Here is a 13,991-nt window from a genome sequence, read left to right as displayed (position 1 = left end):
GGATTAACTTTCAAACTATAGATAAAACGGCTACATCGTTGGTTAGTGTGAAAAACAGGAGGCGCAATTGCGTCGTTGTTTCATATATTTAAAGAGACTGAAGAGTCGAAGAAGGGAGGAAGCCAATGAACTTAAAATGGAAGACATATCTCCCGCTGCTATGGATCCTGGCCATTCCTGTGCTCAACATTTTTTATGGGATATTGAACCATGCACATACGCCAGTAAAAAGCTTAATGACGGATCTTGACTCTGCCATTCCGTTTGTACCGATATTCATTATACCGTATCTGGTATGGTACCCTTTTATCATTATTATGCTGTTTCTGTTCTGTGCCAGAGACCGGAATGTGTATTATCGAACGCTATTGACTCAGTGTATTGGACTAATCGCGTGTTACATTATCTTTTTCTTGTTCCAGACGACGGTAGAGCGGCCGCCACTTATAGGCACAGGGGTTCTTGATCGGTTGGTAAATCTGGTGTACAGCACCGACAATCCGTACAACTGTTTCCCAAGCATCCATGTTCTGACCAGTTACTTGATGATAAAAGGGGCAGCAGCTAGTGCAGGCTTTACGAATAAAGATCGGGTGGCGGTGCATATCTTTGCTTGGTCGATCATTGTTTCCACGTTATTCGTGAAACAGCATGTCCTGCTGGACGTGGCGGGTGCCATCGCACTAGTTGAGATTCTGTGGTTTGGGGTAGGAAAATTATCTATAGGACTCCGTGCTAAAAACCGGGGAGTTATCGTCCGCGGGGAGAATATGTAGGAGCAATGAAAGTCCGGATAGTATGATAGCCGTTTAACTTGCAAGCATTGTGTACGAAATCGAACGATAAAATCCTCGTTTATAGGAAAAAATGCCATCATCATGTTACAGGAGAAGCCATAAGAATGATTCGGAACACCGAAAAGCTCATCAGAGATTTCAAGAACAATCCCAGGATGGATGGAACGATTCTGGCTTCATACTGCCGGATTACCTCCCTGTATGGTGGCCGGAATGACGCAGCCGCCTTATTCCGACTGTTTGCGGAGGAGCCTTCCGATTACAAGCGTTCCCTGCTGCTTGATCCGATTTTGAGATGCGAAAGATCAGGAGCTGGCAGAGGATATAGTACGTGTCTGTTTTGATGGGAAGAAACTTAAGGAGAACATGCCTGGCGATATTTTGCATGATGAACTGGAGCGGGTTTACGGACAACCGCTTTTTCCCGAATTCCTCCCGGCTCTATGTTTCAAATTCACCGATGCCCGGATGATTCCCCGTCTTATGGAGTGGGGGGAGCAGGCCTCTACGGATTGCAATGCGGGATTGATCCTGGGCATCGCTGCATTTGGCCGATCGCAACAGGCGCAGATCCGACGTATTTTGATGGAACCGAAATGGGAGATGGATGCAACCGGAACTGGAAGTCACTGGTGGGGTTACATGTCCATGCAAATGTCCGAAGTGACGTTCAGTCAGCTTATTTCGGATATGAAGGATACGCTGGATTTACATAAGGGTGAGACGTTAGAGGTAGAGGCGTTGATCGTTCACGGCCTGCAGGTGCTGCATGATTTGATGGAAGTAAAGCTGAGTGGTGATCTTCATCCCCTCCGTTTTGCTGCGACGAATAATGAGCAGTTCTCCGATCTTTACGCGCAGTTGTTCCAATGGAGCAACGAGTATGAAGATGATTCCATGATTGGCCGGATCCAACATGTTTTGGGATACGATCACCCGATGGTGAATCAATACATATTATTAAGAACGAGGATGGAAATGGCGATCCGCCGGGAAATGGAGCTGGAGGCCGTGCAACTTCAGCCATAAAATGGTTCCGACAGGTGTGGATTGATGCAACAGCTCATGAAATCAGCCGAGTTTTCCGAAAATTTAATAAATAAGGTTTACCGCCGAAATGGTTTTATATATAATAATCATAACAAATGCGATGAAGAGACGAGTAAATAAACGAATTCTTGTACAGAGAGCTCCGGCAGCTGAAAAGGGGCAAAGCGTTCTTTATTGAAAAAAGACTCAGAGCAGCACATGGAACCCTCATTGAGAGGCGGATGGTGTGCCAGGAGCTCCTGTTACAGAGCTAGAGTATCTGCATTACCGTGTAATGCCGTACTCGATGAGGCGAATATGGTGACATATTGGCAAATTTGGGGTGGTACCGCGAGTATAACAATCTCGTCCCTAAGACTTATGGTCTTGGGGGTGGGATTTTTTTGTTAAATCAAAAGAAATATGATGGTTCAAGGTAGGATACCTACACGAATCTCGCCGGTTTGAATCGTTATCTAGAAGAAGCTCATTTACTGCATGCTTTTGTCCGTACAGCAGATCAAAGTCGATGTATGGGGAACATGACGCCATTATTGAAAGGATATGAGTAACGAATGTCTGAAAAACTTAAAGTCGGTATTGTCGGTGGAACGGGTATGGTCGGTCAACGTTTTATGCAACTGCTGGATGGGCATCCATGGTTCGAAGTCACTTCCATTTCTGCCAGCAAAAACTCAGCCGGCAAAACGTATGAAGAGTCGGTTCAGGGCCGCTGGAAGCTTGCCACGCCAATTCCCGAGCAGGTGAAGGGCATTATTGTGCAGGATGCTTCACAAGTGGAACAGGTAGCTGCAGAGGTCGATTTTGTATTTTGCGCGGTTGATATGAAGAAGAATGAGATACAGGCATTGGAAGAAGCCTATGCCAAAACGGGGACGCCCGTCATTTCCAACAATTCCGCCCATCGCTGGACGCCTGACGTTCCGATGGTCATTCCGGAAATTAATCCGGGTCATATTGACGTGATTGCCGCGCAGCGCAAACGTCTGGGAACGACAACCGGTTTCATTGCCGTGAAGCCGAATTGCTCCATTCAGAGTTATGTACCGGCGCTTCACGCTTTGCTTGACTACAAACCTACCCAGGTTGTTGCCTCCACCTACCAGGCGATTTCCGGTGCCGGTAAGAACTTCACCGATTGGCCGGATATGCTGGACAATGTGATACCGTATATCGGCGGGGAGGAAGAGAAGAGCGAGCAGGAGCCGCTGCGCATTTGGGGCAGCGTCGTGAATGGTGAGATCGTGAAAGCCCAATCGCCATTGATTACGACGCAATGCATTCGCGTTCCCGTAACCGATGGCCACTTAGCCACCGTATTTGCATCGTTCGAGAACAAGCCTTCGAAGGATGAAATTCTGGACCGCTGGCAGCAGTTTAAGGGAAGACCGCAAGAGCTGAATCTTCCAAGCGCACCGAAGCAGTTCATTACGTATTTCGAGGAAGAGAATCGCCCGCAAACGAAGCTGGACCGTGACATCGAGAGCGGCATGGGCGTATCGGTGGGCAGATTGCGCGAGGATTCCCTCTACGATTACAAATTCGTAGGACTCTCGCATAATACGCTGCGCGGCGCGGCTGGCGGAGCTGTTCTGATCGCTGAACTGCTGAAAGCCGAAGGTTACATTCAAGCGAAATAATAACTATACTCATTAAGAAAAAGGCGACTGCTTGATGCAGTCGCCTTTTTGTGGTCATTGTTCATGGTTCGTACATTGACTAAGTTCGTGTTTATCGTATATAGTGTAATTCGCGCTTCAATGCAAAAAAGCAAAGAAGCCGAAAAGCATAAAAGCGAAAAAGTTCATCTATATAGACAAGTGGACGGGAAGAAGCCCTGTCATGACCAAGTATAAGGAGTCTTAGCACCATGGAACGACATCTCAGTTTCTCAAAAAGCATCATTCTTATTGTGTTTATACTGGCAGTACTGTTTGTCTCTATCTTTCTTCTTAAGGCAGAGCCGCATATACCGCTTCTGGCAACAACCGTGGGTATCGCCTCCTTGCTGCGGTTGTTCGGGTTTTCCTGGAAGCATCTAGAATCCGCTATCATTCAAGGCATTCAAACGGCGATTATGCCGATTCTCATCCTTTCGCTCATCGGCATTCTGATTGCGGTATGGATGATGAGCGGCACCGTCCCGACCATTTTATACTATGGCATGGATTATATTGAACCGCATTATTTTGCCGTGAGTGCGTTATACGTGACCATCGTGGTGTCGATGTTTACCGGAAGCTCCTTCACGACGGTCAGTACGGTTGGCGTTGCCTTCATGGGAATTGCTGTAACGACCGGGATTTCTCCGGCACTGGCAGCAGGAGCGGTGATCTGCGGGGCTTGCTTTGGGGATAAGATGTCGCCGCTGTCCGATACAACGAACTTTGCTCCGGCGGTCGCCGGCATATCCTTGTTCACTCACATTGGCAACATGATCTACACTACGGTGCCTGCCCTGATCGTGACAACGATCTTTTTCCTGCTGGCACCAACGGCGAATACCCTGGATTTAACATCGATAATTCAAATCAAGGCTGCGCTGAATGACGGTTTCCATATTCATTGGCTAACGTTGCTATCGCCGCTTGCGGTCATTGCCTGTTCCATCAAGCGGATTCCGATCCTCCCTACACTCATTGTCGGCATTGTTACCGGACTCATCGTAACAGCCTTCGTTCAGCAGCAGACGGCAGTCGATGTCTGGTTCAGAGTCATGCAGAGCGGTTACAAGAGCACGATCGCCAACCAAACCGTTGCTTCCATTGTCAACCGCGGCGGATTGCAATCGATGATGGGGTCCGTATCGCTGATCTTGATTGCGTTATCCTTGGGAGGGCTGCTTCAGCATTGCGGCGTCATTGAAGCCTTCTTCCGCAAAGTCATGCAGCCGCTGAAGCGGAAGAGCAGCATCGTTCTGATGACCGGGGCGTCCGCGATTGCGGTCAACGGCATGACAGGTGAGCAGTATTTATCGATCCTTTTGCCTGGTCAAATGTTCAAGGAGGAATATGTCCGCCGAGATCTTCCGGCGAAGACGTTGTCCCGTACATTGGAGGATTGCGGTACGCTTGTTAACCCACTGATTCCATGGGGGGTAAGCGGTGCCTTCTTCGCTGCTACGCTTGGGATTCCGGTCATTGAATATGCGCCGTATGCAACTTTCTTGTGGTTAAGCCCGCTCTTTACATTTGCCTATGCCTTGATACCGCGATTGCAGCGGAACTCGCTGGGCACGAAGATCTAAGGATTACCGGATAAACATAGATCCTCAGTTTGACCTTGCCTCCCGGATAGGGGAGACAGGGTCTTTTTGATTTAAGTGATTTACACCCAGCCTGTTCTTCGATTCATCTGGTATGATGGAAAGTGATGTGCAGCCAACATCGCGGATTCATTCTTACCGGGAGGGGATATTAGCATGAACCATAGCAAAGATAAAGAGCCAACCGCTGCGACATTGATGGAATTGCATGTTCGGGCGATGTTTACGCATGACCGGGATATGCGAATTCGCACCATCAACGAGCCTTGGCCGGGAGAGGAGCAAGCCCCGAGGTTTTTCATGGGTCGAACGATAGACGGCTCTTCGATCTGCAGGTTTCGTCATGATGTTCCCGAAAGAATTGCCGGGCAGTTGAGGGCTTTGGTTGAAGATGAGCCGATCGTAACCGAAGAGGTTCCGACGAGACCTAAACATTTTGCAGCTTATATGAACCTCCTTCATGCTGAGCACTATACGAGCGGACCTTGTTATCGGATACCTGATCAGACAACGCAGGCCAAACAGACGGTAAGGATCAACCCGGCAAATATTCATGAATATTCGCTCACCGGTTTTGAATGGCTGACCACGGAAAATGATTATGACCAGCCTTGTGTTGCACTCATTCATGAGAATAGGGTGGTGTCGGTTTGCCGCAGCGTTCGGATTACTGAAGGAGCTCACGAAGCCGGGCTTGAAACGTTAGAGGAATTTCGTGGAAGAGGTTATGCGGCTGCTGTTGTTGCCGGATGGTCCATAGAGGTGCATAAGATGGGCGCGGTGGCATTGTACAGCACTTTATGGGAAAACAGCTCTTCCTGGAGAGTGGCTAATAAATTAGGGTTGTCCTATTACGGGGTTAACTTCACGATCAGATGACCTGCTGGGCAGCGTAGACTCCTTACTGTATGAAGCCATAAAGAAATCCCTCAAAAAGTTGAGGGATGAAGTGAAGTACTCCATTATGATGTTAAATGATTAGCTCGAGCTGCCTCTTCTGTTCTTATAGTAGCCATGACCTTGGTTGCCATGCCTGTGTTTGTAATCGGATGAGGAACCTTTACGACGCGAATAGCCATGACTGCTGCTGTATTTTCTTCCATAATTCTTCGCGGAACTGCTGTAACGCTTTCGGCCATGACTATGGGATGTAGAGTGGAGAAGCTTGTTTATGATCTTTCTTAACATGCGAAAACATCCTCCTTTCTTGTTCGTCATCATTCCATATAATTTAATCGGATCGTAACATAAATGAAACCCCATAATCAAATTAAAGGCTGCCCTTCTTATCAGAGGGGTGGTTTCTTGCATTAGCGAGCGACTGCAGCTCGTGCATGAACTGCAAAGAACTTGAGTAAGGTTCACTCAGTTGCATCAAGCGTTTAATCATGTTCTGCAGTCCAATCGAGAGATGAAGTTCTTCCTGCCAGCTTCGCTCCACGGTTGCGCCCCGGTTGTGATCCGGTTCGTAGGTGGAATAGAGCATGAACAGCATAAAGTGACCGATGTCCCGGAGATCCTCGCTTTCCTGCGAGTCCTTATATTGAACAGAGGACGCCGAGCTGTCTGCCTTGAACTTTTTCCGAACAGGTACTTGGAGCGGAGGGGGCTCACCAATCCTTCTCGAGAGTCCAAAATCAATAATTTGGATCCTGCCATCCTTAAACAGTACGTTCGGAATCCGCAGATCAAGATGAACATAGCCTTGGTCATGTATGTATCGAACCAGCTTCAGAAGCTGCAGCGTGATCTCGATGCATTCGTCTTCTCCGTATTTCATGTCTTGTTCAAATATTAAATCTTCAAGCGTATCACCGTTCATATAAGACATGACCAGATAAGTATGGCGGTTGTCCGTGAAAAAATTCCGATATGCCGGAATTTGCGGATGCTGGAGAGAACTTAATATCGCTGCCTCACGGTTCAGCAATTCTTTGGCGTAATCGCCTTTGCTGGGTCGTGACTGTTTGACCGCCACCACATCGCCGCTCTGTTGATCCCTGCATTTATAGATGATGCCGTAACTTCCTTCCCCAATCCTCTGTTGAACAATGTAACGATTCCCCAGAACCGTATTTTCTTCAGCCGGGTAATCCCGCCAAGCGTTTATAAAGGAGCTTAAGTATGAGAATAAGCGCATATCGATTCCAATCTCTCCTTTTGGTCCCTCTAGTATGTTTAGAGCAAGTGCGATCCCTTGTTATCGTCCATTATATGCTTTTTGATTGGATTAGACGAATAGAGGGAATATCTTGCCGGATTAGGGTGAACCTCTGCTGGTCAATCGATATCCTCTCGATCTTTTCTATAATCTAGCGGCGATAAGCCGTTAAGTTGCCGGAACAGCTTCGAAAAATAATGGATAGAAGAGAAGCCGTGCTTCTCGGCGATCTCCGTGATGCTGAGGTCCATATTGCGCAGATCCTCCTTGGCCCGATTGATGCGGAACTGGTTAATGTATTGGGTTGGCGGCAAGCCCGTCGATCTTCTGAACAATTCGAAAAAATAACCTCTGCTGATCCGAAGATCCTCGTAATACGACTTCAATGGACGCAGCTTGCCGTGCAGGATATCCTGATCAAGTCGCTCCAGTAGTTTGTTCATTCTATGATCTGGAATGGCCTCATCCTGCAATGCGAATGCAAGAAAATAATCGATGAATTGCAGGAACCGGCTTTGTGTCCTTACGCTGCGCATGTAGGTATGCTCATTCTCGAACTGGTTCCCGGTGTAGAATTTTTCAAACAGGTCGCTCCATACGTTGATCTTCTCAACTCTCATGAGCTCGGGTATGGCATAGGGAAAAGAAGGGCCTACATAGGAAGGAATCAGCTGGGCAATGTCATAACAGATCACGCTGGGATGATCGGCCATAGCCCGGCGGTCCACATAGGACCAGTCGAAATAACAGCAGACATGTACCATGGGATCCTGGCTGTCCGCTATCCAATCATGCGGCTGCCCTGCCGGTATATAGACAAGGGAACCCGGGTCGGTATGGTATGTGCGGCCTCTGGTGCGAAGGATGCCCTTACCCTCGGTAATTAGATAAAGCGATGACGAATAGCAGTGCCGGTTGTTATTGCTTTGACCTTTGGAAAAGGGATACCGTGTCGCATAAAACACATAGGGATGGAAGACGGCAAAATCCACGTATTTATTTCCACATCCTTATAAGATAAGATTCTATAAATATTCGCATGACGATTGTATAAAAGCCTGACGTTTATGTAAATACAGCGATCGTCACCATTGCTATACTAACACTGAATTCATTTCATGTATGAGGAGGGAATTAAGATGTTGGATTGTGAATGCCTATTGACGGATGAACAAATAATTCAATTTATTACGAAGGGGTATCTGGTGCTTCACAACGAATTGCCGGATCAGCTTCATGCTGCCGTCAGAGATAAAATAAATGTTGTATTGCACGAGGAAGGAAACCCCGGCAATAACATCCTCCCCCGTGTGCCCGAGATTCAGCAGTTCTTCGAAACGCCGGTCGTTAAAGGGGCTTTGACGAGTGTACTCGGACCAGATTACTATATGCATCCGCATCGGCATTGCCATTACAATCAGCCGGGAGATCCGCTGCCGGGAGGCGGGCAGTGGCACAAAGACGGTTACTGGTCCAGCATGCGCAGCCACCGGCCTTGGTGGGCGATGATTTTTTATTACATGCAGGATATCACTGAGGAAATGGGACCGACCGCCATCATGCCCGGTACCGCATATTACGAAAAGTTTATAGGCGATCAAGGCGAGACGCTGCTGCCGACCGGCAAAGCCGGAACGATGGTTCTGGTTCATTTTGATTTATGGCATAAAGCTTCGCTTAATGTCTCCGACATGGATCGTTACATGTTAAAGTTTCAATTCGTTCGATTGCATGCGCCGGAATCGCCGAGCTGGAATCATCAAGAGAAGGAGATGAGCCTTACAGGCGGAACACCTTACGGGCATTTGAATCTATGGGGAGATGTATGGAACTGGATGCGCGGCGAACCGGGTCAGGGGATCCCCACTGCAACGGGAGACAAAGCTCAAATAGAGCAATTGGCAGAAGATTTAAAGTCTGAGGACGAGACCGTTCGCGCAAAGGCCGCGGATCAAGCTGGATTGCTAGGAGAAAAGGCCGCTTCGTTGGCTCCCGAACTGGCCCGAATGCTGAATGATAGGGAGCCGGTAGCTTTGAATGCCGGTTATGCGCTTGGCCAACTAGGCTCCGCCGGCATTGATGAATTGATACGCCTCATTTCCGAAGGAACAACGCAAATCGCAGAGAGAGCGGCTTACGGACTGCAAGGTGCCGGCGCTGGTGCCGTTTCAGGACTGCTTGTACTGCTGGAACACGCAAACGAGAAGCGCAGGGCGCTTGCTGCTTTCGCATTGGGAGCGATGGTACCTTCGACGCATGAGGTTTCGTCGGCATTGATCGCGTGCTTGCAGGACCCGAGCGATTGGGTTCGCCGAAATGCAGTCGAAGCGCTGGGCATGATGGGGAGCGAGGCAGGCGATGTGTGTGAGGCCTTGGCAAACGTATTGGAACAGTCGCTTCTGCAAGAGGGAAGTAGAACCGCGGAAACCGATGAAACGGACTTCAGCCAGCAGAGCTATATTCTAAATAAAATGGGATACACTGCGGCCTTGGCGTTGCTTCGTACCGCCAAGGCACCTGATGTTCCCCTAGTTATCCATTCGCTTGAGCAAGCGCTTCACAGCAAGGATCGTTATGTAAGGGCGTATGCCTTCGAAACGCTTACCCATCTGCGGACACCCGAAGCGATGGATGTCCTGATTCGATATTATCGACCGGCCAGATGGTGTCCGGACACAACGAAGGCGAGCACTTTCTGATATCCGAATTTGCCTTCCGAAGCCCTTCCCATTCCCAGCCGAAATGAGAGGGGCTTTTTGGAATGCCTGAGCTCCGGCGCGATTCATGGCAGGTGTCCTTATTTTGCAAAAGCATGACCCTTTCATGCAAAGACTTGTTCGTTGCACTCTTGTAAAATTGGGCTCAAAGTTCGTGGTTAGCCATTTATGGTGGAAAGGGGCAGTCAAGCATGACAGCATCAATCAAAAGAGTTCATGTCGTATTCAAGACCCATCTGGACATCGGGTTTACCGATTTGGGAAAGAACGTAATCGAGCGATATATGGAGCATTTCATCCCCCAGGCCTTGGAGCTGTCCGAACAGCTGGATAACGAAGAGGGGAACGCAAAATTCATATGGACGACCGGCTCGTGGTTAATCCATGAATTTCTGCAAACGTCATCTCCTGAGATGCGGGCACGCATGGAAAAAGCCATAGAGGAGGGGCGCATTGCTTGGCACGGGCTGCCGTTTACAACGCATACGGAAATCATGGATGCCCGTTTATTCGAATTCGGAATGTCCATTTCGGGCGACTTGGACCGAACGTATGGAAAATCCACGATCGCCGCTAAAATGACGGATGTTCCGGGCCATACTCTTGCAATGGTCCCGCTGCTGGTTAAACACGGCATACAATATTTGCATTTGGGCGTTAATATGGTATCCAAGAATCCCAAGGTGCCGGAGATGTTTGTATGGCGGGCTTCCGACGGCTCGGAGATCATCGTCCATTATGCGGATAGTTACGGCAAACCGTTTCAAATGGAAGGGCTGGAAGATGCCTTGTATTTTGCCCATACCCATGATAATCATGGTCCATCCACGATAGAGGAGATCCGTGCATTGTTTGAACAGTTGGAGCGGGATTATCCCGGGGCGAAAATCATGGCCTCAACACTTGATGCATTTGCCCAGCGACTGCGTACCGTCAAAGATCGATTGCCTGTCGTGAGTGAAGAAATTGGGGATTCGTGGATACACGGGATTGCCTCGGATCCTTGGAAAATCGCTCGCTACCGTGAATTGCTAAGGCTTCGGGATCGCTGGATCGAATCCGGTCAATTGGATAAGGACAGCGATGCGTACGCACGATTCTGCAACCGTCTGATGTTGATTCCCGAGCATACCTGGGGGCTGAACAATTCCGTCTATCTCGCCGATTTTGTTCATTATTCGGCCACGGATTTAGCCGCTGCAAGAGCACGGGATATCGTTGAAGACAATACATTGAGAAAATATGACTACCTATGCCAGCAGGCGATTGATACCAGGTCGTACAGCCATTACGAGAGCTCTTGGCAGGAGCAGCGGGATTATCTTGAGGAGGCCGTTCAATCGCTGCCGAAGTCGTTGGCAGCTGAAGCGAGAAGGGAGCTGGATCGGATGAACCAGCATCATCCCCTTCCGGGATCGGAGCCGATGGAGTACAAACAACCGATCGAGACAAACGAGCTATACGAAGTAGGTCAGTTTCAGGTGAGTTTCGCCGCCGACGGCTCGATCAACCGATTAATGGATCGATCCGGGAAGGTATGGGCGGATGACCATCAGAGACTGGGCACTTATAGGTATGAAACCTTCAGCAAAGAAAACTACGACCGTTTCTTCAAAGAATACATGACCAATCTGGATATCCATCATGGCTGGGCAGACAACGATTTCGGCAAGCCGGGAATCGAGTATGTCAAACCGCGGCCGGAGCATCGGCGATATACCGCCTCCTTGCGGACGTTGCACCTGGAGAGGAACGCCGATTATGATATCGTAACGGCGGAAATGAAGCTGCCGGAGATTCTCAGCAACCACTATGGGGCTCCGCGCACATTGAACGTAATCTATACGTTCCTTGCGAATGAGCCCGTTATAGAGGTAAGTATGAGCTGGAAGGGTAAACCAGCCTGCCGTCTTCCGGAAGCAAGCTGGTTCTCGTTTGCCCCCCTTGTGGATAATCCCAACGCATGGATGATGGATAAGCTGGGCCAGCGTATATCCCCGTTATTTGTCGTGAAGGACGGCAACCGGAACATGCATGGAATCAACGTGGGCCTGTATTATGAGGGGGCGGACGGAACGGCGGCCATTGAAACCTTGGACGCGCCGCTTGTTTGTCCGGGAGAACCGCGGCTGCTGCAATTTGACAATACGTATGCTTCATTGACCGGAGGATTTCATTTCAATCTGCACAACAACGTATGGGGCACGAACTTCATGATGTGGTTCGAGGATGATATGAACTATCGGTTCAGATTGAGCCTGCATTCTCATTCGTGAGTCATCTGATCATGAAACAAACCGAAAGATGTGAGTTTATCGCTCGCATCTTTTTTATTGTTGGATCGTCCCCTCCAGTCAAGCTATGAAGAAGGTTTCTCTCGGGAAATAAAATCGCTGATCCTGCTCCGAAGCTGCTCATGCTGTTCAAAATGGTTATACATCCGATAGGCTGCCGTCTGCGCATTTCCGAAGAAGAATCGTTCAAACTGGGTTTGCCGACCACCGAACGAGCTTGCGCCAAGCTCCCATGCAAGCCTGAACAATGCAATGCGATCCCGAGCATCTGTCGTTGACCCTTTTAAATATTGATTAAGGTAGGGGCCAGACTCCGAATGAAAATCCAGTTCGGAAGGGATCATAATCAGGCCGCTGGAGCCTAGCAGTTGAATCATCTCTACCATCTTGGGATAGAATTTGGGGAAGAGGATGCTGGATGCGATAAGAGGATTGGCGGCTGGTACGAGATATCCGAATTTATCATGGCTGGCGCCCTGTTCGGATGCCAATCTTAATGCCTTGAAGGTTTCCAGAAATGTAATCACTTTCGAAACATTCGAGACCATATGGGGCTCGAGTCCAATGTTCTGTTCATCTGCCAAGGATTCCAGCAAGCCGAGCATGAATTCGGTTTTTACGATAAAACGGACGGCCATTTGATGGGCGATATGCGTATGAAAGTGACTCTCGCCGAATAAACGCCCGGCGAAAGTCTCGTCCCCGTAGTAAAATATTCGATCATGAGGGACCAGCACGCGGTCGAAGATGACGAGCGTATCCATCTCTTCGTATCTGGCGCTCAGGGGATAATCATAGGAAGAAGTGGCACCGTAGCTTTCACGGCATATAAAAGTCATCCCCGGTAAATCGTTGGGAACCGCAAATGCAAACGCAGAAGGATTTACATCCTGGGACATCGTTGGCGAAGGGGTCGGAAATACCAGCATTTCTTCGCAAGTAGCCCCTTGTGTTGCCATCAAGAAGGCACCGCTTATGATCATTCCTTCATGATTCATCTCGACGACTTTAGCCGCGATAGAGTCTTCGGCTGCATCCTTCTGACCGGACATTTTACATGCATAGGGCTGGATGAAGGCGTGAGATAATGTAATATCGTGATCTCGACAGTACTTATAATAGTTCCTGAGATTTTTCGCATATTTCGGATGATGTTCCTCCAGAATATCGGCAGCGGTATATAAGGACATGATCGCGGTGTTCATATAATCGGGAGAGCGCCCTAAAAAGCCGTGATGCTTGTTCGCCCATAACTCCATCATGATTCGGCGTTTCTGCAAATCCTCAGCATTCTTTGGCGGGAGAAAAGACAAGCCTACCCGTTCTCCCGTATCGGGTGAGGGGTAAGTCAATTGTTCGATATATCTTGCTTCACATTGCATATCGTATAGATCGGCCTGGGTTTGAATCAGACCTTGAAATGCAGGATGCTCTGATAAAGGTCCCTTGATAGGTTCACCTTTATACCAAATGTTGATATTTTGCCGATCAATCCGTTCGATATACTGCTTTCCCGATTTAATAGGCACGTTGTTCACCCCATTTGCAAAAATCATAAGCTAACGACCTATCTACTGCTGTTAATGTACGTGCTTAGTCCACACGGAGTACATTGTCCGTCGGAACCAACTGAAAATATGCGGTTGTACCTCAGAAGTTTAAATCAGGAAGTGACAAAAGACAAAAAAACGGACCCGTTACGGTCCG

The 13,991-nt window shown here is 48.6% G+C and carries 11 protein-coding genes and 1 other annotated feature; of the genes, 8 read left to right on the top strand and 3 right to left on the bottom strand.

Features of this window, described 5'->3' with window-relative positions:
- Positions 1-125 precede the first annotated feature (125 nt).
- The 6 genes from ACQKPA_RS07545 to aac(2')-IIb all read left to right on the top strand — a co-directional run bounded on the left by ACQKPA_RS07545 (position 126) and on the right by aac(2')-IIb (position 5,991).
- Positions 126-776 (top strand): phosphatase PAP2 family protein, encoded by a 651-nt coding sequence (locus ACQKPA_RS07545; RefSeq protein ID WP_427490903.1) that lies wholly within the window; start codon positions 126-128, stop codon positions 774-776.
- A 125-nt stretch (positions 777-901) separates the two neighbouring features.
- Entirely contained in the window at positions 902-1,141 is a 240-nt protein-coding gene (locus ACQKPA_RS07540; RefSeq protein WP_427490901.1) for a hypothetical protein, read from the top strand.
- Between the two features lie 22 nt (positions 1,142-1,163).
- Positions 1,164-1,826: a hypothetical protein gene (locus tag ACQKPA_RS07535; RefSeq protein ID WP_427490899.1), complete on the top strand. Its 663-nt coding sequence runs from the start codon at positions 1,164-1,166 to the stop codon at positions 1,824-1,826.
- A 112-nt stretch (positions 1,827-1,938) separates the two neighbouring features.
- Positions 1,939-2,203, top strand: a binding site (T-box leader).
- A gap of 198 nt (positions 2,204-2,401) precedes the next feature.
- On the top strand, positions 2,402-3,487 hold the full coding sequence (asd, locus tag ACQKPA_RS07530) for an aspartate-semialdehyde dehydrogenase (protein ID WP_427490897.1): 1,086 nt from the start codon (positions 2,402-2,404) through the stop codon (positions 3,485-3,487).
- A 230-nt stretch (positions 3,488-3,717) separates the two neighbouring features.
- Complete coding sequence (nhaC, locus tag ACQKPA_RS07525; RefSeq protein ID WP_427490895.1) at positions 3,718-5,094, top strand: Na+/H+ antiporter NhaC; 1,377 nt, start codon at positions 3,718-3,720, stop codon at positions 5,092-5,094.
- A 174-nt stretch (positions 5,095-5,268) separates the two neighbouring features.
- Complete coding sequence (gene aac(2')-IIb, locus ACQKPA_RS07520) at positions 5,269-5,991, top strand: kasugamycin N-acetyltransferase AAC(2')-IIb (RefSeq protein WP_427490893.1); 723 nt, start codon at positions 5,269-5,271, stop codon at positions 5,989-5,991.
- Between the two features lie 391 nt (positions 5,992-6,382).
- On the opposite strand, the gene ACQKPA_RS07515 is transcribed toward aac(2')-IIb, so the two are convergent.
- Positions 6,383-7,252, bottom strand: a complete 870-nt coding sequence (locus tag ACQKPA_RS07515; protein WP_427490891.1) for a serine/threonine protein kinase — start codon at positions 7,250-7,252, stop codon at positions 6,383-6,385.
- Between the two features lie 140 nt (positions 7,253-7,392).
- Positions 7,393-8,265 (bottom strand): helix-turn-helix domain-containing protein, encoded by an 873-nt coding sequence (locus ACQKPA_RS07510; protein ID WP_427490889.1) that lies wholly within the window; start codon positions 8,263-8,265, stop codon positions 7,393-7,395.
- Between the two features lie 147 nt (positions 8,266-8,412).
- On the opposite strand from ACQKPA_RS07510, the gene ACQKPA_RS07505 reads away from it, so the two are divergent.
- Both ACQKPA_RS07505 and ACQKPA_RS07500 read left to right on the top strand, forming a co-directional pair.
- Complete coding sequence (locus tag ACQKPA_RS07505) at positions 8,413-9,972, top strand: HEAT repeat domain-containing protein (RefSeq protein WP_427490887.1); 1,560 nt, start codon at positions 8,413-8,415, stop codon at positions 9,970-9,972.
- Positions 9,973-10,181: 209 nt separating this feature from the next.
- Positions 10,182-12,266, top strand: coding sequence for a DUF5054 domain-containing protein (locus ACQKPA_RS07500; RefSeq protein ID WP_427490885.1), 2,085 nt, complete (start codon positions 10,182-10,184; stop codon positions 12,264-12,266).
- An 83-nt stretch (positions 12,267-12,349) separates the two neighbouring features.
- Here ACQKPA_RS07500 and ACQKPA_RS07495 read toward each other — a convergent pair whose 3' ends face one another.
- Positions 12,350-13,813: a 4-hydroxyphenylacetate 3-hydroxylase family protein gene (locus tag ACQKPA_RS07495; protein WP_427490883.1), complete on the bottom strand. Its 1,464-nt coding sequence runs from the start codon at positions 13,811-13,813 to the stop codon at positions 12,350-12,352.
- Positions 13,814-13,991 lie beyond the last annotated feature (178 nt).

The organism is Paenibacillus sp. NPDC093718, from assembly GCF_050279985.1.
Classification (GTDB): Bacteria; Bacillota; Bacilli; order Paenibacillales; family Paenibacillaceae; genus Paenibacillus_AQ.
Note: the sequence above shows the minus strand (reverse complement) of the source record. Positions and strands in the feature narration are given on the sequence as shown.

Excerpts from the sequence above, each read along its gene's own strand:
- ACQKPA_RS07545 (WP_427490903.1), top strand. The coding sequence starts at position 126 with ATGAACTTAAAATGGAAGACATATCTCCCGCTGCTATGGATCCTGGCC.
- ACQKPA_RS07500 (WP_427490885.1), top strand. The coding sequence starts at position 10,182 with ATGACAGCATCAATCAAAAGAGTTCATGTCGTATTCAAGACCCATCTG.
- ACQKPA_RS07505 (WP_427490887.1), top strand. The coding sequence starts at position 8,413 with ATGTTGGATTGTGAATGCCTATTGACGGATGAACAAATAATTCAATTT.
- ACQKPA_RS07540 (WP_427490901.1), top strand. The coding sequence starts at position 902 with ATGATTCGGAACACCGAAAAGCTCATCAGAGATTTCAAGAACAATCCC.
- ACQKPA_RS07535 (WP_427490899.1), top strand. The coding sequence starts at position 1,164 with ATGCCTGGCGATATTTTGCATGATGAACTGGAGCGGGTTTACGGACAA.
- ACQKPA_RS07515 (WP_427490891.1), bottom strand. The coding sequence starts at position 7,252 with ATGCGCTTATTCTCATACTTAAGCTCCTTTATAAACGCTTGGCGGGAT.
- nhaC (WP_427490895.1), top strand. The coding sequence starts at position 3,718 with ATGGAACGACATCTCAGTTTCTCAAAAAGCATCATTCTTATTGTGTTT.
- asd (WP_427490897.1), top strand. The coding sequence starts at position 2,402 with ATGTCTGAAAAACTTAAAGTCGGTATTGTCGGTGGAACGGGTATGGTC.